A 24,027-nucleotide genomic window follows, 5' to 3' on the forward strand; every position below is an offset into this window, starting at 1 on the left:
TTATTTGATGACAGTTTATTGAAAGAAATTATCTTATCTCATCTACAAAATCATGATTTATCCGTAATTTTTAATCACTTTTAAAATCGTCTGACCCACACGACAAGTGATTTGCATATCTGCGTTCATCCTTTCTAAACACCCACTCATACTACGAAGCCCCACACTCAAACCAGCTTGATTAACCAGATCCACATCACCCCCCACGCCATTGTCTTCAACTTCCATTATCAACGCCGAGTTTTCATAATAAATTCGGATCTGCACCACGGTCGCATGACTATGCTTCACAATATTGGTTAATGCTTCTTCAGCTACACGCTGTAAGCTTAGACATTCCAATGGGGTAACATCCACTTCCCATTTTGCAGGAACTGACCATTTAGCGTGTATATCGAGCTCATCAAATAACTGATTAAAACGGTATCTAAAGTTGTTATCGGGGAAGCATATGCTGAAATCAAATTTCCTTCATTTCTGACTTTATACGCATAGCAGAAAATTAAGCTACTTAGATTAAAGCCCAAGATTCACCTAAATATCTATCATCAAGCTTCAATCTAGCGGTATGAACGAAATCAGCACTCCGCATATAGCTACCTTGGGCTTGAAATAAATTTTGTCGCTAAGCAACTCAAAACACCATATTTACAAAGACTGTATCGCGGTAGATTCCTGCAGGTGTCGTTGCATTCACTCGCTCCACCAAACGCACAGCAATCACATAGTTATTTTTGCCAGCGCCTTGCTCTGTAGAAACATTCCACAAATTTTCCATCGCACCTGAAACAGTCATCCGTGTTTTGAGCTTAATCGGGCCATTCGTCACAAAACTACTGCCCGAAGTATCCTGCAAATTACGACTATTAAAGCGTATGCGGTATTTACCGGAACAATCGACACTAAATGAACTTGCCGCTTGACTATTATAGTAATTCGCCAAGCGCATATTGGTTTCACTGATTCGTCCCATTTCACAACGACTCGGTGCTGCAAATGTCATTGAACTAAATAACGCTGCTGAGATGAGTAAAATACTTTTCATTGGAAATACTCCTTTATTTACACTGCAATGTAATTAATTCAGGAGTTTGGTTTTCTACCTTTTTCGGCACTGTTAATGCTGTTTGGCAAGATCGACCACCACTGGTCCTCACCGTCAACTTGTAGTAGCCTTCAACCAAACCATATAACATCACCGTGCCATCTGAACCCACTGGATAAACATCCGCTTCTGGGGTATCAATTGCAACTTCACTTCCTGCAACAAATTGATGACCTTGTTCATCCAATATTTTGACCAATATTTGTTGTGTATCAAATACTGAAAAATTAATGCTATAACCACGCTGTCTTAACGCAACTAAACGATGTGCAGCATTTGGAACTTTGCTTTCGATCGGCAATTGATTTTCATCAAATGAAATATCGTAATTAATATAAGGAACAATATCGTGTACAAAGGCATAGCCTTTTTTATTGGTTTTCGCGACTGGAGACATTGATCGCATGACATCAATATCTTCACGACCACCAACATTCACTAAAGCAAAGGCATTATCTACAAAACTGGTCAATGCGTATTGACCGCCCAACCACACCATAGCACCACGGTAGCCAACCTGGGTTGTTGAATCATTTTCACTATAGAGATGACTCAAGGTTAAATCACCAACATTAGTGGACAAACCACCATAGGCATTTAATACCGTTTCATCATTACGATAATCCACACCGAGCGCATAATTTGCACCATATTCACCAAATGCATTTTGGATGAAACGTACACCGCCGGATTTATTGGTACCTGCATCAGCCTGAATACGTTTACCACCACCAAAATTATAAGAAAATGTAATAAAGGCACCTGAGTCATCGCTATCACCAAATTCTTTAAAATAATTGGCGGTATACATTAAATTCTGTGTGATTTCGCGACTCACACCCACTGTGAGCATTTTGCGATCCTCTAATTCAAATAAAGGATCATTAGATTCATACTGGGTTTGTTCGATATAGTTCAGGTTTAAATTTTGAAAGAATGGAAAATTAGCAAAACTCAAATACGCCATATTTTCAAATTTTGGAAAAATATGATTATCTTCATAACCCAACGCCCGATAATCATTTGTAGCGTAACGAGAACTCACACCAAAATTGAGTTTCCCGAAATTACGACTGATAGCAAAACCAGCAGAATAGCCATCGTCGTCATCGGTTTTACTGCCTAAAAAAATACTGTCTAAAACAAACCATCGATTGACCGCTTGCGTCCATAGCAGTCCTGCATTTTTTACTTTGTCACTATAGGTTGCACTTGCACCCAACGTGGTACGACTGGTGACACCTCTACGCCAATAGGCTGAACTAAAAAAATCGCGATAATCACTATTTTCTTCGTCATAACTGAAGCGTAGTTTCCCTAATGATATGTTGTAATCATTTAAATCTTCTTTAAGCAATTTACTACTAATTAATACCGGGAAGCTTCTAACAGTAGTATTCCCCAATACATCTTGTACAACCATTTGCGCTGTACCGGCACTTTCAATATTGGCACCTGTTTGTAAGTTATAATCTCCAGGTGAAATCTTTTTCTGATAAATATTTACGCCATCAATATATAAATCAACAGTCGAAGGTAAAACCGCACTGCCTTTTAGACTTGGAATATTCCAATACACAAAATCTGGGCGTGACGTATAGTCTGTACCAAAACTCAAACCACCAAATCGCACACCATGAATTAATGCACTATATACAGAGGTCGTATCACCAATAACCAGTTTGGTCGCACTTTTAGAAAAATCAAACTCAAGACTACTATTTAACCTGACGAATTTTTCTTCACGATAATCATCACCTTTATTATTTCGATAAAAGGCATTATTTCTTAAAATCCAATTGTCTTTAAACACGCCCAGTTCAGGTAGCACACCAAAATTATTATGTTGAGTATTATTTTCAAAATGCATTTCATAATTAAGAAATGCACCAAAATTTGCAGGCGTCGGCTGGCTGATTAAGGTATCAGTTTCTAGCCCAAAGAAATATTTTGATGGAAGATTAATTTTGATAGCTTGCAATTGAGGATCAAATCCAGATTGAATATCTTGATCCGTTACCAAACAAAATGAATTTTTAGTTGCATGTCGTTTCAGAATTTCTACTTTGATTTGCAGCTTATCAAGATCTGCGCACTCTATATAAAACTTGTTATTTTCAGTCAGTAATAATACTTCGCTCTTGCGGTCTACTTCGTTTACCCAAATACTGGTTGGAAACAAATCATCAGGCATATCAACGGCTTCTGCATGAGCAGAATTAGCACATAAAATACAATATAGAAGCAATGTAATTCTGTTCATAGCCACTACTCAACTAAATTAAACTCCAAAGGAGTGTCACCTTTATCTGTTTCCACAACGACTTTATAATTACTAGCGCCTTGTAAAGAAACATTCCCGATGTCGTATTGGTTTTTACCTAATGCCAATAAATATTTCATATCGGAAGATTCAGCGACTGTTTTCTTGCTTTTATCGATGACATAAAGTTTTTGGATTTGAATGTGTGATTTTGCTAAATTTTCAACCTGAATAATGGTGCGACCATTCATTTTTTTGGCAATAAATTTTAAATAAGCGGGTTCTTGTTTGCCGACAAAAAATGGCACATTAATACTTAATAACAGTGCAATTTTCGATTCAGAGTTCGTCACTTGAGGTAGCTCAGTATAAATAATACGCCATGCTTCTTCTTGTTGTAGATTCATACTCTCTACAGATTGAGTAAAACCCACACGAACCATTTGTTTTGAGTTTGGTTTTAGAATGAAATTTTTCGGATTGATAATAATATTGGATTCAGGTGAAAGAATATCTTCACCTGCAGCATTTTGAGTCCATTTAAATGCTTTAGCTTCAAAAATACGTGGTGTCTCATCATCCCCTTTCGATTCCAAAGTAAATGTCGCACTGCGTTGTTTAGATTTATCGGTTAAATATAATTGCACAGGGCTAATTGAAATACCTGCAAATATTTGTGCACTCAATAAGCAAGTCATTAAACTTAATGAAACGACTTTGAATAAACTTTTCATATACTCACCCCAGTACATTTAAATATTATTATCAATTCAAAATAAAAAGAAGTTGACCCTAACTGTGTAGAATCAACTCCCTAAATTTGGATTAGTAAGCTACTTTAATATATAAAGTATCTTTGTATGTACCAGCACGTTGAGTCGCTGAAATTGCAGTTTTTGGAGCAACAGATACTGTGAAGTTATCAACACTCATACCAGCTACAGGTGTAGAGCCGATTGGATAATTCACACCACCTTTTGTAGTCGTGATTTTTGTAGCTACTTTATCAGTAGTCGTTTCATGTTTTACAAAAGTATCTGCACTTGTGCCTGCATTCATTGTAGATAAATTCAGTGTATATGGAGTGTTTGTTGTAACTTGAAAGCTACTAGCACCTGTATAACTGTCTTCAACGAGTTTGATGTCTTTACCTACCAAAAGCTCACATGCTTTCAGAATCTGTAACTCGATGTCGATTTCGCCTTCACACGGCGCACCGCCACATTGTTTAGATTCTTTTTTACCACCAGCGATTGCAGATGTTGCTGGAAGTGCTACGAACAATGTTGCAGATAGTACTGCGGTTAAAATTTTAGATGTAGACATTTCACTTCTCCATTCTCATATGAGATTTATTAGTATGTGCATCAAAGGATATTTATTAAGAAAAACTAATTAATCTTACTTTCCCTAGGTGCTGATTCATTCTTAATCATGTTGAGAAAAAAAGAACCCAATATGGAAATTTCACACGAATATTCATGTAATATTATTTTTTACAAATATTTAAATTATATGTTTGTAATATATTAAATATTTTTAATTTTTATATTTTTATTTAATTTTTCTCTTTATCCCAAATTTTGGGGATTTTTTTCATATCCCTATTTTTTGGTATATTATATCTAATTGTTTTTATTAAATTTAGTAACATTAAAAATAATATAGGCTGTTACATATTTCATCAAATATTTGTGAAATAGTTCAAAATAATTTTCAAACAAAACAATATTACATGAATATTCAACTATATTAATAGTAAAGACCGATTAAATTTAAATTTTAAATAGAATCTTAAATATATAATCACTACTTTCAGGTATGTCTTTTGAAACGCAATACAAGAATTACGTCACCAAATACTGAGCCTTTGTATTAAATTACAGGTTTTGAAACACGTCTTAGTTTCCAATGTTAAGCTTTTGTAAATCATATTTTCTTTATTGAAATTTCAGTTTTTGTTTTTCAAATTTTTAGAATCTCATTTATTACGTGATTTATCACATATATAGAAATTCACCGCCTCTCTTTCAACACTCATTTTACTTTGCTTTTTTATTCAAAATACGGACTACCTCTTTTAAAACTGCCTGAATTCTTCTTTAGAAAATTCTATAAATAAAAAAGCCCCAAGTTATGGGGCTTTTTAAAAAATTTAACTTACTCACTGACTGGATAAAGCAATCCTTGATCGACTCGAAAGATTTGACCTGATCCAAAGTCGATCTGCTGCAGCTCTCCTTTTAATTTTGGGAAGCCAGCAATTTTCTCCAATTGCGGTGAGCGTTGAAAATTCTTCGTTTTAGGATTGTACATCCAATAAATAAATCGCTTATCTTCTATTTTTCGACCATCAGAAGTGTCTGAGAGTACAACATCATAGTATCCATCAAAGTTTACATCTAAGAATCCCATACTATTCCCAAAGGCATTAAAGCCTTGTAATGACTGTAGTACCTCGCCATTTGACTTATTTATTACATCTACGCGCTTTAGAGATTTGCCATAAGGCTGATCTGCGGATTGCACTCCATAGAACTTAAACAACAGGATAGGTTTATCTACTGCTTTAAACGCAGGTTCAAACTGTAGATAACTTGTAGATGGTGATGCCGTTTTTTCCATCAGTTCAGCTTTAAACGAGCCTGTATTTGCATTCAAGGTTCCTGCCAATCGATAAGCAGTTGCCGCACTTTGTTCAGTCACAACATTGACTGAATTCAGATCTATAAAATCAGCTTTTTGAGTCCCTTTAAAGTTAATTTGTTTGGGCTCTTGCAGATCAGTCAAAGTCCCATGCGGATTCCATATACCAGCATACAAATCTAAGAAATAGCGTCCTTCAGTCGAGCGAAGCATCCGCTGCATGGATATCCGAACATCAGGTAAAGGCTTTAACTCAGGCAGTGTTATATCTGCCTCTTGTGCAAAACTCACCACTGGTAGACAAAGAGCGAGTAAAAGAGAGATTTTTGATATTTTCATTGCAATTACACACTCCATGCAGCATGAATAATGCCTACTCTATCACAACCTAAATTCAACACAGATGACACAAATATAGGAGTTTTGAAACCACCTACAACTCAAATCATCAGATTAAATTGGAGTCGCTTTTAAAGCCAAGTTTCCAAATCTAATGAAATACATTTCAAACCAATATTAAATTGAATACATAGATCTTTCAGCAATTCAAACTGATCTACCTTATGATCAATTACTGGCTTCACAAGCTCTTGCTTTCTTCTAAGATCAATATATGCATTTTTCCCAACATATACTTCAACAAAGGCTTCTTCAGGCAATTTTAACGTATAAATTGGACGCGTTTGCAATTGGACTCTTTGCCAAAGTTGGTCATTGATATATGCATGTATTTTTGTAGAAAAGTGATACCCGAATTGAGCATCGCTAATATTTTTTACAATACGTACTTCCTCTTTGTATGCCCATTCCTGCATTTTATAAAGCAAACCATGCTTTATTAAAACTTCTTCATTATCCCAATTTAAAATATTAGAATTTCCTACCGACATTAATTTTTCAACACTTGCCACATTGGCCTGCTTCGCGCTGTTTTTAAATATCTCAACACCCCTTTTGTTGAAGGAATAATAAATTGATCACCATCTTCAAGGCCTGCTTTGCATGTGTCTATTCCGATCACAACACCTTTTTTAACTATCCCCATAATGTGACCAGATGAGTAGATTTAAAGCAGTTCTAGTCAAACTTTAAATCACATACTTTCTAGAAAACTGATTTCGGAATGCCCTACTGCTACCGATGTCGGTACATCCAAATCATAAAAACCAAAACCAGTGCATTCAAATGGGTCATTAAAATCTTCTAAATGTGAAAACCTAGAGATTTTGTTTTTAAAATCGTTAAAGCAGCTTCAAAACTCACATATTTATATAAAATCATTATTCTAACCCACGCTAATATTGGGTTCCTTGTAGCATAAAACTCAAAAGATAATTAAATAAATTCTTTTCTTTGCTTACGATTTTGTTCGCTTGGATCCAAAGTATGAACGAGTACAAAACATTGTTTTGTACGAAGTACAACGAGGCAGCACACTGTTTTGAGTGACGCGTAAGGAATGAGAGCACTACTTTTCTATTTTTAAGGCAAGTAACTTTAGATATTAAAAAACCCACTCAAAATGAGTGGGTCTTCGTATTCAAATCAATTGATTCAAGAAATTAGTTTTTCTCTTTATCAACGATTTTGTTCGCTTGGATCCAAGGCATCATCGCACGTAACTTGTTACCAGTTACTTCGATACCATGCGCCGCGTTTTGACGACGACGAGCAGTCATAGAAGGATAGTTCAACGCACCTTCTTGGATGAACATCTTCGCGTATTCGCCAGATTGAATACGTTTAAGTGCATTACGCATTGCTTCACGAGACTGTTCGTTGATTACTTCAACACCAGTTACGTATTCGCCATATTCAGCATTGTTTGATACCGAGTAGTTCATGTCCGCGATACCGCCTTCGAACATTAAGTCAACGATCAATTTAAGTTCGTGTAGACATTCGAAGTAAGCCATTTCTGGTGCATAACCAGCTTCAACCAAAGTTTCGAAGCCCATTTTAACCAATTCAACAGCACCACCACAAAGAACTGCTTGCTCACCGAAAAGGTCAGTTTCAGTTTCTTCACGGAATGAAGTTTCGATAATACCAGTACGGCCGCCACCAACACCTGAAGCGTAAGAAAGCGCAACGTTACGTGCATTACCAGAAGCATCTTGGTGAACAGCGATAAGATCAGGTACACCTGAACCACGTTGGAATTCTGAACGTACAGTATGACCTGGTGCTTTTGGAGCAACCATGATTACGTCAAGGTCAGCACGTGGAACAACTTGGTTATAAAGAACAGAGAAACCATGAGCAAATGCTAGCGTTGCACCTTGCTTGATGTTTGGCTCAATTACGTCACGGTATAGTTGTGATTGGAACTCATCTGGAGTCAAAATCATAACTAAGTCAGCTTGAGCTACAGCAGCAGGAACTTCTGAAACTTTAAGACCAGCATTTTCAGCTTTTTTCCAAGAAGTAGAACCAGCACGTAGACCAACAGTTACATCAACGCCTGAATCCTTAAGGTTAAGCGCATGAGCATGGCCTTGTGAACCATAACCAATGATTGCTACTTTTTTGCCTTGGATGATAGATAAGTCTGTGTCTTTATCGTAAAAAATTTGCATTGCTGTCTCCGCTAAAATGCTTTTGTTTCCTTTAACTTGATAACGTGATTCTGTTTGATTATTCACGTTTCAAGTACCTCACCCATAGGAGTGAGGTGAAAATATAAAATTAGATAGTTAAAACTTTTTCGCCACGTGCGATACCTGAAACACCTGAACGTACAACTTCTAGAATTGTATTTTCAGCTAAGGCATCAATAAAACCATCTATCTTTTCAGTTGTACCTGCGATTTGAATGGTATATGTCGTTGGTGTTACGTCTACAATTTGTCCACGGAAAATATCCGCAGTACGTTTAATTTCTGCGCGCGCTGAACCAAGTGCTTTGACTTTAATTAACATCAATTCACGTTCAATATGAGCACCTTCAGACAAATCAACAACTTTAACAACTTCGACAAGCTTGTTGAGTTGTTTGGTGATTTGTTCAATTTTATGCTCATCGCCATACGTGGTTAAAGTCAAACGCGAAAGCGTCGGATCTTCTGTTGGCGCTACGTTTAATGTCTCAATGTTATAACCACGCTGAGAGAATAAACCTACCAAACGTGAAAGCGCACCTGCTTCGTTTTCTACAAGTACAGAGATAATATGTCTCATTGTGTGCGCTCTCCTTTGCCTAACCACATATCTTTCATTGACTGGCCAGCAACCAACATTGGATATACATGCTCTGAACGGTCAACCATCACGTTAATAAACACGCACTTGTCATTGATCGCCATCGCTTCAGCAAGCTTCGACTCGAGTTCATCTGCATGGTCAATTTGAATACCCACATGACCATACGCTTCCATTAATTTAGGGAAGTCAGGAAGTGACTCAACATACGAGCTTGAGTGACGACCTTCGTAGTTCATGTCTTGCCATTGCTTAACCATACCTAATGCACGGTTATTCAAGCATAGAATTTTTACATTCAAGCCATATTGCTTACATGTAGATAGTTCTTGGATACACATCTGAATCGATGCTTCGCCAGTAATACACACTACTTGTTGATCTGGGAAGGCAAGTTTAGCTGCCATAGCATATGGCAAACCTACACCCATGGTTCCTAGACCACCTGAGTTGATCCATTGACGTGGACGTGTGTATTTGTAGTAAAGCGCACCAAACATTTGGTGTTGACCAACGTCTGAAGTAATGATGGCTTGACTATTGGTAATTTTATCCAACGCTTCAACAACTTGCTGTGGCTTCATCGAACCATCAGTTGGTTTGTCATAGTTCAAACCATGAACTTGGCGCCATTCATTGATTTGTTTCCACCAAGCCCCGATATCTTCAGGATTTGGTTTAGACACATTCAATTGTTTTAATTGCGCCAACATTTCAGTCAATACAGGCTCTACTGCACCCACAATTGGGATGTGCGCCATAATTGTTTTTGAAATCGTTGCTGGGTCAATATCAATATGAATGACTTTCGCATTTGGACAGAATTTCGCTGGGTTATTGGTTACACGGTCATCGAAGCGCGCACCTACACACAGAATCACATCTGCATTGTGCATGGTCATATTGGCTTCATAAGTACCATGCATACCCAACATACCAATGAATTGTTCATCATTGCCCGGATACGCACCAAGACCCATTAAAGTACTGGTTACTGGATAACCCAATAAATGTGCAAGTTCTGTCAACTGTGCAGAAGCGTTGCCTTGAACCACACCACCGCCTGAATAAATAATTGGGCGTTTAGCATGAATCAATTCATCAATTGCTTTACGAATTTGACCTGAGTGACCACGATGCGGCGGTTGATACGAACGCATTTTCACTTTTTCAGGATATTCGTAAGCAAATTTCTCTGCAGGATTCGTTGCATCTTTTGGAATATCAACGACAACAGGACCCGGACGACCACTTGAAGCGATATAAAATGCCTTCTTAATAATCGAAGGGATTTCGCTTGCATGACGTACTTGGAAGCTGTGTTTTACGATTGGGCGCGAAATACCGACCATATCCGTTTCTTGGAACGCATCCTCACCGATAAGATGGCTTGCAACCTGACCTGACAAAATCACCATTGGGATTGAGTCCATATAGGCAGTTGCAATTGGAGTTACGGTATTTGTTGCACCAGGACCAGATGTCACCAATACGACACCTGTTTTACCTGTGACACGTGAGTAAGCATCAGCCATATGACCAGCAGCTTGCTCGTGGCGCACTAGGTAATGATTGATTTTTTCTTGTTGAAATAGCGCATCATAAATATGCAGTACTGCGCCGCCTGGGTATCCAAAAACATGTTCAACGCCTTCGTCCGCTAAAGCGCGAACAAGCATTTCACCACCAGATAAAAGTTCCAACGTGATTCACCCTAATCTTTTTTCACGCACAAATGGAGGGCATTTGTCGTGGTTAATTCATTAACTGTGTGCTCTGTTATAGCACACAAATTTCATAGTTTTCATAGCAATAAGAAAAAAATCTGACCTGCTTGCTGTTTGAGCAATATGGGGTCTAAAACATGTTGGGATAAACATATTTTGTTGGCTTTGTTCAACGTCTCGGCTAGAGAAGAAGTCCATTGCTAAAATGCACTCATTCGAAGGGTGATCGATCTAAGGCATATAAAACTAAAGACAGCATTTTTGTAGTTTCAACCATTAAAGTCAAGTTTAAAAATCGGCTTTTTTCTGATTACTTACAGACCGTTTGTTTTTTAAGCACCCTCTCTTTCTTCGTATTCTTTGTAGTTTGTTTATTTATAACCAGTTAGCATGTATTTAATAAAATACTTTTATAAATCTAATAAATAAATTAAATGAATGGATGTATGTTTTTAATTCAATTGCCTTACATTGAAGTTGCTGCATAGGTTAAATGATAAGAATCCAATATTTTTATTGCTTATAAATCCCCCAATTCATCATTCACAAAGTTATTCATCCCACGCGATGTCCCTTTTATCCTTTGTGCTAAAAAATGCATAGATTCTACTGTCAAAAAAGCGCAAAATTTTCAGCATAATTTTGCATGATCACTCTAACTATGGGACTGAATTTATGATGAAGACGACGATTGCTCGCACTGCCTGTATTTTATCTAGCATGGCATTTTGCCTGACCAGTTTGGACCTTTCAGCGAAAGAATATTACAAGTGGGTGGATGCAAAAGGTTCAACGCATTACACCACCACGCCACCGCCAAAAAATGCGCAGCGTAAAGGTAAAGTGAATACCTATGGTGCAACAACGACTACGCAATCTGCTCCAGCCAAAAATCAACAAGAGGTTTCACGTGAAGCCGAACAGTCGAATGAACAAAATGAGCAACTGGCGGAACAACAACGCGAAGCCAATGCAGCGCTCCGCCAAGGTCAAGCCGTAGCCTCCGCACCACAATAATTTACGCCAAAGCCTTCAATTTTGACTTAAATTATTTACATCTACACAGCATCGCAAAATTCACTCTAGGCGTATTTTGCGCTATGCTGTAGCACAAACTTTTTAACCGTTATTTCTATTTACGTTTATGACTACTACTCACATTGACCCTGAATATCAAGCCAGTGCGATTGAACCTACAGTCCAACAAGACTGGGAAAATCGCAAAGCCTTTAAAGTTGCCGACCAAGTAGAAGGACCACGTCGTTATATCCTCTCTATGTTCCCTTATCCAAGTGGCAAACTGCATATGGGTCATGTGCGTAACTACACCATTGGTGATGTGATCAGCCGTTTCCACCGTTTACAAGGTGAAACTGTGCTACAACCCATGGGTTGGGATGCTTTCGGTTTGCCTGCTGAAAACGCGGCGATTGCCCATCAAGTCGCTCCTGCAAAATGGACTTTTGAAAACATTGATTACATGCGTAATCAGCTTAAAAAGTTAGGTCTTTCTGTAGATTGGGATCGTGAATTCGCGACTTGCACACCGGAATACTACCGATGGGAACAATGGTTATTCGTTCAGCTTTATAAAAAAGGCTTAATTTACCGTAAGCTTTCTACAGTGAATTGGGATCCTGTAGACCAAACTGTTTTGGCGAATGAACAAGTTGAAAATGGTCGTGGCTGGCGTTCAGGTGCATTGGTCGAAAAACGTGATATTCCAATGTACTACTTCCGCATCACTGACTATGCGCAAGAATTACTTGACGATTTAGAAACATTAAAAGACGGCTGGCCACAGCAAGTTTTAACCATGCAACGTAACTGGATTGGTCGCTCACAGGGTATGGAAATTACCTTCCCTTCAGCGAATCCAGACGTTTATGCAGATGGCTTAACTGTATTTACCACTCGTGCTGATACCTTAATGGGTGTGACTTATGTTGCAGTTGCAGCAGAGCACCCAATGGCACTTAAAGCTGCGGAAAACAATCCAGAGCTTGCTGCATTTATTGAAGAATGCCGTATGGGTTCTGTTGCTGAAGCAGACCTTGCGACTGCTGAAAAGAAAGGCATGGCAACAGGTTTGTCAGTTAAGCACCCAGTTACAGGTGAAGAAGTTCCTGTTTGGATCGCAAACTACGTCTTGATGTCTTACGGTTCAGGTGCGGTGATGGCAGTGCCTTCACACGATGAACGTGACTTCGAATTTGCCAACAAATATGGCTTAACCATCAAGCAAGTGATTGATGCCAAAGGTGCAGACGATGCAGACTTTGACACAACCACTTGGCAAGAATGGTACGGTTCTAAAGAAGGCAAACTGGTGAATTCAGGCGAATTTGACGGTTTAGATTTCCAAGGCGCATTCGATGCATTCCTTGCAAAACTTGAGCCTCAAAAGCTTGCAAATGTAAAAGTTCAATTCCGTTTACGTGACTGGGGTGTTTCTCGTCAGCGTTATTGGGGTTGTCCAATTCCTATGATCAACTGTGAAAAATGTGGTCAGGTTCCAGTACCTGAAGAACAACTTCCAGTTGTATTGCCAACGGACGTGGTTCCAGACGGTTCAGGCAATCCACTCAACAAAATGCCTGAGTTCTATGAAACCACTTGCCCATGCTGTGGTGGCGATGCTCGTCGTGAAACAGATACTTTGGATACCTTTGTAGAATCATCTTGGTACTATGCACGCTATGCATCTCCAGATTTCACTGACGGTATGGTGAAACCTGAAGCGGGTCAAACTTGGTTACCTGTGAACCAATACATCGGTGGTGTTGAACACGCAATTCTTCATTTACTTTATGCACGCTTCTTCCACAAATTGATGCGTGATGAAGGTGTGGTACAAGGTAACGAGCCATTCACCAACTTGCTTACTCAAGGTATGGTGCTTGCGGATACCTACTACCGTGAAGCTGATTCAGGTAAGAAGACTTGGTTTAACCCTGCTGACATCGAACTTGAAAAAGACGAAAAAGGTCGTATCACTTCTGCTAAATATAAAGAAGATGGTCAGGACGTTATCGTTGGTGGTCAAGAGAAAATGTCGAAATCGAAAAATAACGGTATCGACCCGCAAGCGATTATTGATCAATACGGCGCAGATACTGCGCGTGTGTTCATGATGTTTGCTGCGCCACCAGATCAATCACTAGAATGGTCTGACGCAGGTGTTGAAGGTGCAAACCGTTTCTTAAAACGTGTATGGCGCCTAGCATCTGGTTTCCTTGAACAAGGCAACTCTGCTGCAAACATCGAGAAAGCGACACTATCTACCGCTGCACAAGACTTGCGTCGTAAAACACACGAAACCATTCAAAAAGTGGGTGATGACATTGCACGTCGTCACGCCTTCAACACCGCGATTGCTGCGATGATGGAACTTTTGAATGCAAACAATAAGTTTGAAGCGAAAGATGACAACGACGTTGCCGTTGCACGTGAATCAATCATTACCCTTCTAACTTTACTGGCTCCGTTTGCACCACATTTAAGCCAAACCTTATTGGCTGAGTTTGGTATCGAATTAACATCAGCACGCTTCCCTGCTGTAGATGAATCTGCGCTGACTCGCAATACACAAACGATTGTAGTGCAAGTGAACGGTAAACTTCGTGGCAAATTAGAAGTGTCTGTCGATGCCTCTAAAGATGACATTTTGGCCCAAGCAAAAGCATTACCTGAAGTTCAACAATTCTTGACTGGTCCAACCAAGAAAGAAATTGTGGTGCCGAATAAATTAGTGAACTTGGTGGTTTAAATTCCTTATATTTCCTTCTCCCTTTGGGAGAAGGTTGGGATGAGGGTAATTAACCTCTCCCTAACCCTCTCCTATGAGGAGAGGGAACAAAAGGATTTCACAATTCCCAAACAAAGCCCGTTGCGAGTCAACGGGCTTTGACTTTACAATCCACACAGGATTTCAACATTATCCCTTCGGGAAACAGAGGACACTTTATGCACTTGGTTCAACGTGTTGCTGCAATTGTATTAACTATGGGCCTGAGCGCAGGCATGGTCGGTTGTGGTTTTCATTTAAAAGGCACCAACCCTGCTGCTGTACCTGTAGCCTATTCCAATATGCGATTGGCACTTCCTGAAGATACAGATGACTTACATGAAAAGTTAGCGATTTATTTAGGTTCTGCAGGCGTGCAATTGAGTAATAATCAAAATGCATATGTCTTACATGTGTTGGATTACACTCCGCGACGTTTAGAACTCAATGGTAAATTGGTTGAAACTTTACTGCGCTTGAATGTGACGTTCCAAATTGAAGATGCCCAAGGCAACCCTGTGACTGAACCCCGCACATTGATGGCAACACGTAGCTACCAATACGACGTAGCAACCGTGAACACCGATGACCAAGAAGAAAAATATTTAAAACAAGTGATTATTGATGACATTGCACAACAGATCGTGCGCCAAATTTCATCAAACCGTTTACCAAAAGCGAACCCACTAACTGCACCAACCAAAGCTGAGTAATTTTGATTTATGAAACTTGACTATCTTCAGGCATTAAAACGTGTAGATGAAGCGCAAGGTGCCTGGGTGCTGCATGGTCAAGAGCCTTTACTTGAACAAAATCTCCTGGATGCATTTCGTAAGAGTTGGAACACTCGAGAAGTCGAGCGTCAACGGTATGACATTAGCTCTGCTGCTGATTGGAAACATGTCTTTAATGCTTTAAATAGCTTGTCATTATTTTCCAGTCAACTGGCAATTGAGGCACATGGCAGCATTAAACCCGATGCCAATGGACTAAAATTGTTAAAAAGCTATTTGCAGCAAAATGAAAGTAACTTGCTGCTCGTGGTCATGCCGAAGCAAGACAGTGCGAGTTTAAAGACCAGTTTCTTCCAAACCATTGATGCCAATGGAGTCAATGTTGCACTGACTGCAAACTACCCTAAAGATCGTCAGCAAATTTTGGCCGTTGAAGCACAAAAGCTCGGCATTAAACTCGCCAATGATGCTTGGCAATGGCTAGAACAGCATCATGAGCACAACTTACTGGCTGCAAAAAATAGTTTAATGCGTGTCGCAGATACTTTTCCTGAAGCTGAAATGATTCAGATTGATCATCTGTACTCTTGCTTACAAGATCAGTCACGCTATACCACTTACGATTTAAATGATGCCATGCTGCAAGGCAATTTGGCACAGTCGATAAAAATCTTTCAATACTTAATCGCTTCAGGCGAGCCGATGTCGCTGATTTTATGGAGTATCAGTAAGGAAATGCGTTTGCTGATGCAACTGTTTGAGCAGCCACAAAATGCCTTGCAAATCGGTATTTGGAAAACCAAAGTCGGACTGTATCAACAAGCGTTACGCCGTTTAAATGCGAACGATTTTTTGACTTGGCCTGCCCTATTACTTCGTTTAGACGCGTCAATAAAAGGTTTAGGTCATGAAAATCCTGAGCACTTGGTACAACAAGCTATTGCCAGCTTGTGTGGGCGCAGACTCTTCTAGTCTAATAAAAGGCTGTAATAACTTGCATTCCAGTATGAAAGAATAATTATCATTACTGTTTGTTCAAAAAGTTCACAATTTATCCGTATTTAAATCTTATAATTCAATCATCTTTATAAACTTTTAACTGCCAATCATGCCAAAAATAAAACCAGCAAAATTGATCGTAGCCATCATCGTTGCTTTGGCAATCGCTGTCACTGCATGGCATTTCCTAAAACCTAAAGAAACTCAGCCGCAATATATTACTGCTGAAGTGAGTCGTGGTGACATTGAAAACTCTGTACTTGCAACAGGTGTACTTGAAGCAACCAAAATGGTGAGTGTTGGTGCACAGGTTTCTGGTCAGGTGAAAAAGATGTATGTGCAACTCGGTGATGAAGTGAAACAAGGTCAGCTGATTGCCCGTATTGACTCGGTACGTCAGGAAAATGATTTAAAAACTGCAGAAGCCAGCATCAAAAACCAACAAGCGCAATTGGCAGTTAAACAAGCAAATCTTGCAAAAGTCCAAGCTGAATATAATCGTCAACAAGCAATGTACGCTCAAGACGCGACTAGTCGTGCAGAACTTGAATCTGCGCTAGCAAGTTATAAAACTGCGCAAGCTGATATTGCAGCCATTAATGCACAAATCGAACAATCACGTTTAACTTTAGCGACTGCAAAAGAAGACTTAGGCTATACACAAATTGTTGCACCTATGGATGGAACCATCGTGGCGATTGTGACTGAAGAAGGTCAAACCGTAAATGCCAACCAAAGTGCGCCAACCATTGTGAAATTGGCAAAACTCGACACCATGACCATTAAAGCTGAAATTTCTGAAGCCGATGTGATGAAAGTCCAAGAAGGTCAAAACGTTTATTTTACAACCTTGGGCGACAGTGAAACAAAACACTATGCTACCCTGCGCCAAGTTGAACCTGCGCCGAACTCAATTAACACCGAAAGTAACAACAACACCTCTTCATCTTCAAGTACTGCGGTTTACTACAATGCGTTATTTGATGTCCCAAATGAAGACGGTAAATTGCGTATCGATATGACCGCTCAGGTGTATATCATTTTAGATGAAGCCAAGAATGTCTTGACTGTACCTGCCGCAGCCGTTCAAACCTCGAACCGTCCACAACGTAGCCGTAATAATGCATCTGCAAATGATGAATCTGCTGATAAAAAAGCCAGCGCAGAAGCTAAATCGAACAAAGACACTCCAAACCGTCCTAAACGTTTAGAACTGACTGAAGCTGAAAAAACATTGGTCAAACAAGGTAAAGCGAGCGTTGCTATGGTGCGTGTATTGCAAGCGGATGGTTCTGCGCAACCACAACCGGTATTACTTGGTTTAAATAACCGTGTGACCGCACAAGTGATCCGTGGCTTAAAACAAGGTGACAAAGTCGTGATTGCCGACGGTTCTGATACTTCAAATGATTCAGCGAAACGCAGCAACCGCGGTGGTGCTGGCGGCCCAATGAGAATGTAATCATGAGTCAACATCAAACACCTCTACTCGAGGTCAAGAATCTGACGCGTGAATTCCCTGCCGGAGAAAACACCGTCCAGATTCTAAAAGGGGTCAATCTTGAGATTTACCCAGGTGAACTGGTGGCGATTGTAGGTCAGTCCGGTTCTGGTAAATCCACCCTCATGAACATTTTGGGGTGCCTTGATAAGCCAACCAATGGCAGTTACAAGGTCAAGGGGCGTGAAACCCGTGAACTTGAACCAGATGAACTGGCACAGTTACGCCGTGAATATTTTGGCTTTATTTTCCAGCGCTATCACTTACTCGGTGATTTGAATGCTGCAGGTAACGTTGAAGTTCCCGCAATCTATGCCGGTGCAGATGCAACCGAACGCAATGCACGTGCCAAGCAACTACTAACCGATCTTGGACTGGGTGAAAAAACCCAAAACCGTCCGAGCCAACTCTCGGGTGGTCAGCAACAACGTGTATCGATTGCGCGCGCCCTCATGAATGGTGGCGATGTTATTCTTGCCGATGAACCGACCGGTGCACTAGATAAGAATAGTGGTATTGAAGTGATGCGGATTTTGCGCGAACTCAATGCCAAAGGTCATACCATTATTTTGGTCACGCACGACCATAATGTTGCAAAAAATGCGACGCGTATTATTGAAATCTCTGACGGTAATATCATTTCAGATCAGCCCAATGTGCCTGAAACAAATGATGAACCTTTAGAAAAGCAACAACTCGTTCCAAATACCCAGAAAAAAACCTCGAGCTGGCGCTCAGCCGTTGACCGTCTTGGTGAAGCATTCCGTATGGCGATCCTTGCCATGAATGCTCACCGTATGCGGACTTTTCTTACCATGCTTGGGATTATTATCGGTATTGCCTCTGTGGTATCCGTGGTGGCCTTAGGTAATGGTTCGCAAAAGCAGATTTTAGAAAATATCAGCAGTTTAGGTACCAATACCATCACGGTGTATCAAGGTCGTGGATTTGGTGATAATTCCAGATCCTCCCAAGTAAAAACATTGGTTCCAGCCGATGCGACGGCCCTTGCGGAACAACCTTATGTCGATGGCGTTAGTCCTTCAGTCAATTCATCTGTTACAGCACGTTTTAAAGACACAGAAGCGTCGACCACAGTGAATGGCGTGAGTGAAGATTTCTTCTATGTCAAAGGAATGAACTTCGCTTCGGGTCAGCCTTTTGATAAAGAAAGCGTGACTGAGCAAGCGCAAGATGTGGTGATTGATAGTAATACTAAAAATACCTTCTTTGCAGATGGCACCAACCCTGTGGGTCAAGTGATTTTATTAGGCAGTGTGCCGAGCCGTATCATTGGCGTGATCGAAGAACAAAAAAGCATGATGGGCAACTCAGATAGCCTGAATGTGTATTTGCCGTATTCAACGGTTATGAGTCGTATGTTAGGTCAGTCGAATGTACGCAGCATCATTGTCCGCGTAAAAGATGAATACCCAAGTGCTGCGGCTGAGAACGCCATATTGAACTTATTGGTGCAACGTCATGGCGCGCAAGATGTCTTTACACAGAACTCCGATAGTATCCGTGAAACCATTCAACAAACCACCGCAACTATGACCTTATTGGTGTCTGCTATTGCGGTGATTTCATTGATCGTCGGTGGTATCGGGGTCATGAACATTATGTTGGTTTCTGTGACTGAGCGTACCCAAGAAATTGGTGTACGTATGGCCGTGGGTGCCCGTCAAAGTGACATTTTACAGCAGTTCCTGATTGAGGCGGTGTTGGTGTGTATCTTAGGCGGTGTGCTTGGGGTTTTATTATCTTTAGGTATTGGACAATTGATTAGTCATTTTGCCGGTGGAACATTCCAAATGGCCTATTCAACAACGTCTATCGTTGCTGCATTTGTCTGCTCAAGTATGATTGGTATTGTGTTTGGCTTTATTCCTGCACGTAATGCCGCACAGCTTAACCCTGTCGATGCGCTTTCTCGCGAATAAGGAAATAATGATGCAAATGACCTTAACTAAACTTGCAAGCGCCTTCATTCTCGGAAGTAGCTTAGTCGGCTGTGCCGCTGTGGTTAAGACGCCTTATGAAGCCCCTGCAACACAAATCCCGACGCAATTTCAAAATGCGAAAGCCATGAGTCAGCAAGTTCATGCAGATACTTATGCTGACCAATGGTGGACATTGTTTAATGATGCTCAATTAAACCAGTTGGTGAATCAAGTTTTAGCTGCCAATACAGACCTTGCTGTTGCAGGTATTAATTTACAGCAAGCTCGACTACAAGCAGGTTTAGCTGAAAATAAACAAGGTCCACGCGTGAGTTCAAGTGTCTCTACTGGACATAACTTTGACCTTAACTCAGGTGATGACTCATCAAAAGGTGTATCACTCAGTGGTGGCGTTAGTTATGAAGTAGATTTTTTTGGTCGCTTGGCTAGCCAGACTGAGGCCGCAAAATGGGAAGCTCTAGCAACTGAACAGGACCTACAAGCCACTGCCCAAAGCTTGATTGCAACAACAGCAAACCTATATTGGCAGCTTGGCTATTTAAATGAGCGCTACAGTATTGCACAGCAAAACTTAGCCAGTACGCAAAAAATCTATGACTTGGTCAAGGTGCAATATAAAGCTGGCGCCGTATCAGGTTTAGATCTAACGCAAGCAGAACAGTCGGTCCAAAGTCAAAAAGCGACCTTAAGCCAAATTGCCCAACAAAAAGTGGAAACACGTACTGCATTGGCTGTGTTATTACATCAACCTGTGCAACAACTGAATATTTCAGAGCCGCAGCGCCTACCTCGAATTGCATTACCGACGATTGCAGCGGGTTTACCAGCCGAGTTGTTGTCTCGCCGTCCAGATTTACAAGCGAGCGAATTAAGATTGCGTAAAGCTTTGGCAAATAAAGATGCAACGAAAGCGAGTTACTATCCTTCGATTAGCCTGACAGGTAGTCTAGGTTCAAGCAGTACGTCTTTGAGTAATTTATTGCAAAATCCTGCTTTGGCATTGGGTGCAAGTTTAAGTTTACCGTTCTTGCAATATAACGATATGAAAAAGGATTTGGCGATTAGTGACTTAGACTATGAAAAAGCCATTATTCAATATCGTCAGACCTTGTATCAGGCTTTTACCGATGTGGAAAATGCACTATCCAATCGTACTGAGTTAAGCCAACAAGTTGCATTACAAGAACGTAATTTACAGCTTGCAGAGAAGACTGAACATTTAACAGAAGTACGTTATCGAAATGGTGCCATTGCGTTGAAAAACTTACTCGATGCACAAGAAACCACACGTAATGCTCGACTTTCTTTGGTTCAGACGAAGCAAAGTCAATACAATGCTTATGTGACTTTGATGCAGGCGTTGGGTGGTAGTCCGATTAAGCAGTTGCCTTGATTTATATTAAAAAAGCCCTGAGGGGCTTTTTTATTTATCCTTCATTTTAAACATCGTAAATTCAAAATTATCTTTTGCGCTGATTTCCTCTGGGCGCTCTAAATTCATTCTGTTTTTTCGCACTACATCTTCATGCCAAACGGGTAATGGTTTGATATACAGTAAAATTCTTCGTGCGACAAAGTTACACACATCAAATGGATAAGCAAATAAAGCTGGAACCCAGTTATAATAATAAATAATTCGAAATGATTTCCATGTATCTCTCCAACTTTCTTTTGCACCCACGACCTTTTGACAATAGGTTAGTTGGGTAAACGGATCGATGGTACCGTACATAGGATGCGGTTTGGGGTAAAGCTCCTCTGGTCCTTTCATCATAAAATGACAAATAAAAGTCCATAAACCTTGAGTACGAAATATTCCAATCATTGGAAAGCCAATCACAAAGGTATGTTTTAGGATGCCGTCTTCGATGATATGTGCCCGAAGCTCTCGTAATGGAATGCCAGACAACCCAAAACTACTGCCCATAATATAAACTACATCTGTCCATTTCTTTTCTATATATTCTTGATCATTAATATAGAAAAAAACTTTACCTGTTTTTCTATTAAAAAGAACAGGCTTACAAATAGGTTGTTTATGATCGTATTTAAAATATGGGCTAAGAAAAGCGTAGAGAATTAAAAAAATCATAAATACAGCAATTAACACAAATAAAGCTGTTTCAGCAAAATTAATATAATCATCAAAAAATGGAGATATCCCTAAATATAAAGCCAATAAAATAATTGGCAATGAGAGAAATAATGGGCTGATGGCCTTTCCAAGTCGTGCATAGGATTGATCAATTAGTTCAATAAAATCATCATTCATTTTTAAGATTGACCAATTATGACTTCTTTTAGAATCATTGTCTGTCGTCAGTAAAATATCTCCTTCTTCTAATTGAGAAAAAGGAACATCTTGTTTAAAAACATCATAGCCAAAGACATGTTTTTTTTTACTTTTCATTTTAATGATATACCGACTTTAGTCCCAACATTTGTTGCTGAATAGTATCAAACCTTTTAATACTCTGATCCGTTGATAATAAACATTTACGAATCCATTTTTGGATATCATTATCTTGCTTGGTCAGAATATGTAATTAAAGATAAAATAGACTTTTTCATTTCTTATCAGAATAATCCTCAGGGTAAGGATCATAATCAATCGCTCTACGGTATTCATAAACCGATTCTAATATTAATTTTGCATTATCATCTTGATGTCGAGCCGTCAGCAAATAAATCTCTTTTGGATTTTTAAATCCATACATCTTAAAAACTTGTTCTGACTTTTCATTCATATGGCGTAATGAATTAAATGCATTTTTAACAATAAACATAAAAATAAAAATAAAAATAAAAATAAAAATAAAATAAAATAAAATAAAATACTAGCCACAGCTAAAATTAAAAACATTTTCTGGGTAAGATCACCATTAAATATAAAAATTAAAAAAACTCCAATAACACTAATTGCATACCAGACTATTCCACCTTTCATCATTGACTTATATGCAGGTTTATCGGCTGCACCCATTCCGACTTGCATATGCAGTAAACCTGTTTTTGGACTAAGTACTGAATATAATTCATATGCATTGGGTTCAATTTGCTTAGCAATACAAATGACATATTCATTTGCTGCTAACAATGCACGGTGAAACTGACCTACACAGACTTTGCCTTCTATGTTCATCACCACAGTTTGTATATGTAAACGGCTCTGTCTGGCTAAAAAAACCGTTTGTGCACCCAATAAAACACTACCAGCCACTGTACTTAAAATCGCTGAAGACTTGATTAAGTTATCCCCTGCTCCCCCAAAGTATTTAACACACCATTATGGATTTCTAGCGCTTCAATACGACCTTCAAATTTCACCAAATCATATAAATACATTAATTATTCTTTTCTTGTTCTGCTATATAAACTTCAGGATATGGGTCATCATCAATCGCTCTACGGTATTCATAAACCGATTCTAATATTAATTTTGCATTATCATCTTGATGTCGAGCCGTCAGCAAATAAATCTCTTCTGGATTTTTAAACCCATACATTTTAAAAACTTGTTCTGACTTTTCATTCATATGGCGTAATGAGTTAAATGCATTTTTAACAATAAACATAAAAATAAAATATGTGATAAAACAGACTATTGTTAAAATTAGAAACATCTCCTTAGTTAATTCACCAGTAAATATAAATAGTAAAAACATACAAACTATACTAATCATGTACCAGACTCTCCCACCCTTCATCATTGACTTATATGCAGGTTTATCGGCTGCACCCATTCCGACTTGCATATGCAATAACCCCGTTTTTGGACTAAGTACTGAAGATAACTCATATATATTCGGTGCAATTTGTCGAGCAATACAAATGACATATTCACCTGTTTCAAACAGACCGCGGTGAAACTGACCCACACAGACTTTGCCCTCTATGCTCATCACCACAGTTTGGATATGTAAACGGCTTTGCGTGGCTAAAAAAACCGTTTGTGCACCCAATGAAACACTACCAACAACCGTACTTAAAATCGCTGAAGACTTAATTAAGTTATCTCCTGCTCCCCCCAAAGTATTTAACACACCATTATGGATTTCTAACGCTTCAATACGACCTTCAAATTTCACCAAATCATGCAT

The 24,027-nt window shown here is 39.4% G+C and carries 21 protein-coding genes; 7 read left to right on the forward strand and 14 right to left on the reverse strand.

The annotated features are described in order from the left end of the window. Positions 1-57: 57 nt before the first annotated feature. From FTT92_RS07095 to FTT92_RS07140, 10 genes are all read right to left on the reverse strand, one after another. On the reverse strand, positions 58-357 hold the full coding sequence (locus FTT92_RS07095; protein ID WP_180171743.1) for a sensor histidine kinase: 300 nt from the start codon (positions 355-357) through the stop codon (positions 58-60). Between the two features lie 277 nt (positions 358-634). Further along, positions 635-1,045, reverse strand: a complete 411-nt coding sequence (locus FTT92_RS07100; RefSeq protein ID WP_180007213.1) for a hypothetical protein — start codon at positions 1,043-1,045, stop codon at positions 635-637. Between the two features lie 13 nt (positions 1,046-1,058). Beyond that, on the reverse strand, positions 1,059-3,368 hold the full coding sequence (locus FTT92_RS07105; protein WP_180171744.1) for a fimbria/pilus outer membrane usher protein: 2,310 nt from the start codon (positions 3,366-3,368) through the stop codon (positions 1,059-1,061). Between the two features lie 5 nt (positions 3,369-3,373). Further along, positions 3,374-4,102 (reverse strand): molecular chaperone, encoded by a 729-nt coding sequence (locus tag FTT92_RS07110; protein WP_180093362.1) that lies wholly within the window; start codon positions 4,100-4,102, stop codon positions 3,374-3,376. 91 nt (positions 4,103-4,193) lie between these two features. Beyond that, positions 4,194-4,694, reverse strand: coding sequence for a hypothetical protein (locus tag FTT92_RS07115; RefSeq protein ID WP_078192670.1), 501 nt, complete (start codon positions 4,692-4,694; stop codon positions 4,194-4,196). Between the two features lie 834 nt (positions 4,695-5,528). Next, positions 5,529-6,353, reverse strand: coding sequence for a hypothetical protein (locus FTT92_RS07120; protein WP_257231626.1), 825 nt, complete (start codon positions 6,351-6,353; stop codon positions 5,529-5,531). A 131-nt stretch (positions 6,354-6,484) separates the two neighbouring features. Then, on the reverse strand, positions 6,485-6,925 hold the full coding sequence (locus FTT92_RS07125) for a hypothetical protein (RefSeq protein WP_180171746.1): 441 nt from the start codon (positions 6,923-6,925) through the stop codon (positions 6,485-6,487). Positions 6,926-7,576: 651 nt separating this feature from the next. Further along, positions 7,577-8,593, reverse strand: a complete 1,017-nt coding sequence (gene ilvC, locus FTT92_RS07130) for a ketol-acid reductoisomerase (RefSeq protein ID WP_078192867.1) — start codon at positions 8,591-8,593, stop codon at positions 7,577-7,579. A 109-nt stretch (positions 8,594-8,702) separates the two neighbouring features. After that, complete coding sequence (gene ilvN, locus FTT92_RS07135; protein WP_078189625.1) at positions 8,703-9,194, reverse strand: acetolactate synthase small subunit; 492 nt, start codon at positions 9,192-9,194, stop codon at positions 8,703-8,705. Continuing rightward, entirely contained in the window at positions 9,191-10,918 is a 1,728-nt protein-coding gene (locus tag FTT92_RS07140) for an acetolactate synthase 3 large subunit (protein ID WP_078192673.1), read from the reverse strand. Before FTT92_RS07140 ends, ilvN begins: the two co-directional genes overlap by 4 nt. 744 nt (positions 10,919-11,662) lie before the next feature. On the opposite strand from FTT92_RS07140, the gene FTT92_RS07145 reads away from it, so the two are divergent. The 7 genes from FTT92_RS07145 to FTT92_RS07175 all read left to right on the forward strand — a co-directional run bounded on the left by FTT92_RS07145 (position 11,663) and on the right by FTT92_RS07175 (position 21,320). Further along, positions 11,663-11,959: a DUF4124 domain-containing protein gene (locus FTT92_RS07145; protein WP_373684107.1), complete on the forward strand. Its 297-nt coding sequence runs from the start codon at positions 11,663-11,665 to the stop codon at positions 11,957-11,959. A gap of 127 nt (positions 11,960-12,086) precedes the next feature. After that, positions 12,087-14,711, forward strand: a complete 2,625-nt coding sequence (gene leuS / locus FTT92_RS07150) for a leucine--tRNA ligase (RefSeq protein WP_180171747.1) — start codon at positions 12,087-12,089, stop codon at positions 14,709-14,711. Positions 14,712-14,908: 197 nt separating this feature from the next. After that, entirely contained in the window at positions 14,909-15,442 is a 534-nt protein-coding gene (lptE, locus tag FTT92_RS07155) for an LPS assembly lipoprotein LptE (protein WP_078192675.1), read from the forward strand. 9 nt (positions 15,443-15,451) lie between these two features. Next, positions 15,452-16,435 carry a DNA polymerase III subunit delta gene (gene holA, locus FTT92_RS07160; protein ID WP_180021025.1) on the forward strand — a complete coding sequence of 328 codons (984 nt, stop codon included), beginning with the start codon at positions 15,452-15,454 and terminating at the stop codon, positions 16,433-16,435. Positions 16,436-16,571: 136 nt separating this feature from the next. Further along, positions 16,572-17,924: a MacA family efflux pump subunit gene (locus FTT92_RS07165; protein WP_180171748.1), complete on the forward strand. Its 1,353-nt coding sequence runs from the start codon at positions 16,572-16,574 to the stop codon at positions 17,922-17,924. A 2-nt stretch (positions 17,925-17,926) separates the two neighbouring features. Continuing rightward, on the forward strand, positions 17,927-19,906 hold the full coding sequence (locus tag FTT92_RS07170) for a MacB family efflux pump subunit (protein ID WP_180171749.1): 1,980 nt from the start codon (positions 17,927-17,929) through the stop codon (positions 19,904-19,906). A 10-nt stretch (positions 19,907-19,916) separates the two neighbouring features. Then, positions 19,917-21,320: an efflux transporter outer membrane subunit gene (locus FTT92_RS07175; protein ID WP_180171750.1), complete on the forward strand. Its 1,404-nt coding sequence runs from the start codon at positions 19,917-19,919 to the stop codon at positions 21,318-21,320. A 30-nt stretch (positions 21,321-21,350) separates the two neighbouring features. On the opposite strand, the gene FTT92_RS07180 is transcribed toward FTT92_RS07175, so the two are convergent. The 4 genes from FTT92_RS07180 to FTT92_RS07190 all read right to left on the reverse strand — a co-directional run bounded on the left by FTT92_RS07180 (position 21,351) and on the right by FTT92_RS07190 (position 24,027). Continuing rightward, positions 21,351-22,337, reverse strand: a complete 987-nt coding sequence (locus FTT92_RS07180) for a hypothetical protein (RefSeq protein WP_180171751.1) — start codon at positions 22,335-22,337, stop codon at positions 21,351-21,353. A gap of 157 nt (positions 22,338-22,494) precedes the next feature. Continuing rightward, positions 22,495-22,674 (reverse strand): hypothetical protein, encoded by a 180-nt coding sequence (locus FTT92_RS16830; protein ID WP_373684101.1) that lies wholly within the window; start codon positions 22,672-22,674, stop codon positions 22,495-22,497. Beyond that, positions 22,671-23,147: a hypothetical protein gene (locus tag FTT92_RS16835; protein ID WP_373684102.1), complete on the reverse strand. Its 477-nt coding sequence runs from the start codon at positions 23,145-23,147 to the stop codon at positions 22,671-22,673. The genes FTT92_RS16830 and FTT92_RS16835 overlap by 4 nt, the downstream gene beginning before the upstream one ends. A 124-nt stretch (positions 23,148-23,271) precedes the next feature. Further along, a complete protein-coding gene (locus FTT92_RS07190; protein ID WP_180171752.1) occupies positions 23,272-24,027 on the reverse strand; it encodes a putative type VI secretion system effector in 756 nt (251 codons plus the stop codon).

This window comes from Acinetobacter sp. YH12023 (assembly GCF_013420135.1).
GTDB lineage: Bacteria > Pseudomonadota > Gammaproteobacteria > Pseudomonadales > Moraxellaceae > Acinetobacter > Acinetobacter amyesii.

Coding starts and splice junctions, on each gene's coding strand:
- FTT92_RS07105 (WP_180171744.1), bottom strand. CDS start 3,368: ATGAACAGAATTACATTGCTTCTATATTGTATTTTATGTGCTAATTCT.
- FTT92_RS07115 (WP_078192670.1), bottom strand. CDS start 4,694: ATGTCTACATCTAAAATTTTAACCGCAGTACTATCTGCAACATTGTTC.
- lptE (WP_078192675.1), top strand. CDS start 14,909: ATGCACTTGGTTCAACGTGTTGCTGCAATTGTATTAACTATGGGCCTG.
- ilvN (WP_078189625.1), bottom strand. CDS start 9,194: ATGAGACATATTATCTCTGTACTTGTAGAAAACGAAGCAGGTGCGCTT.
- FTT92_RS07165 (WP_180171748.1), top strand. CDS start 16,572: ATGCCAAAAATAAAACCAGCAAAATTGATCGTAGCCATCATCGTTGCT.
- ilvC (WP_078192867.1), bottom strand. CDS start 8,593: ATGCAAATTTTTTACGATAAAGACACAGACTTATCTATCATCCAAGGC.
- leuS (WP_180171747.1), top strand. CDS start 12,087: ATGACTACTACTCACATTGACCCTGAATATCAAGCCAGTGCGATTGAA.
- FTT92_RS07110 (WP_180093362.1), bottom strand. CDS start 4,102: ATGAAAAGTTTATTCAAAGTCGTTTCATTAAGTTTAATGACTTGCTTA.
- FTT92_RS07180 (WP_180171751.1), bottom strand. CDS start 22,337: ATGAAAAGTAAAAAAAAACATGTCTTTGGCTATGATGTTTTTAAACAA.
- FTT92_RS07170 (WP_180171749.1), top strand. CDS start 17,927: ATGAGTCAACATCAAACACCTCTACTCGAGGTCAAGAATCTGACGCGT.
- holA (WP_180021025.1), top strand. CDS start 15,452: ATGAAACTTGACTATCTTCAGGCATTAAAACGTGTAGATGAAGCGCAA.
- FTT92_RS07175 (WP_180171750.1), top strand. CDS start 19,917: ATGCAAATGACCTTAACTAAACTTGCAAGCGCCTTCATTCTCGGAAGT.
- FTT92_RS07145 (WP_373684107.1), top strand. CDS start 11,663: ATGGCATTTTGCCTGACCAGTTTGGACCTTTCAGCGAAAGAATATTAC.
- FTT92_RS16830 (WP_373684101.1), bottom strand. CDS start 22,674: ATGAATGAAAAGTCAGAACAAGTTTTTAAGATGTATGGATTTAAAAAT.
- FTT92_RS07100 (WP_180007213.1), bottom strand. CDS start 1,045: ATGAAAAGTATTTTACTCATCTCAGCAGCGTTATTTAGTTCAATGACA.
- FTT92_RS07120 (WP_257231626.1), bottom strand. CDS start 6,353: ATGAAAATATCAAAAATCTCTCTTTTACTCGCTCTTTGTCTACCAGTG.
- FTT92_RS07190 (WP_180171752.1), bottom strand. CDS start 24,027: ATGCATGATTTGGTGAAATTTGAAGGTCGTATTGAAGCGTTAGAAATC.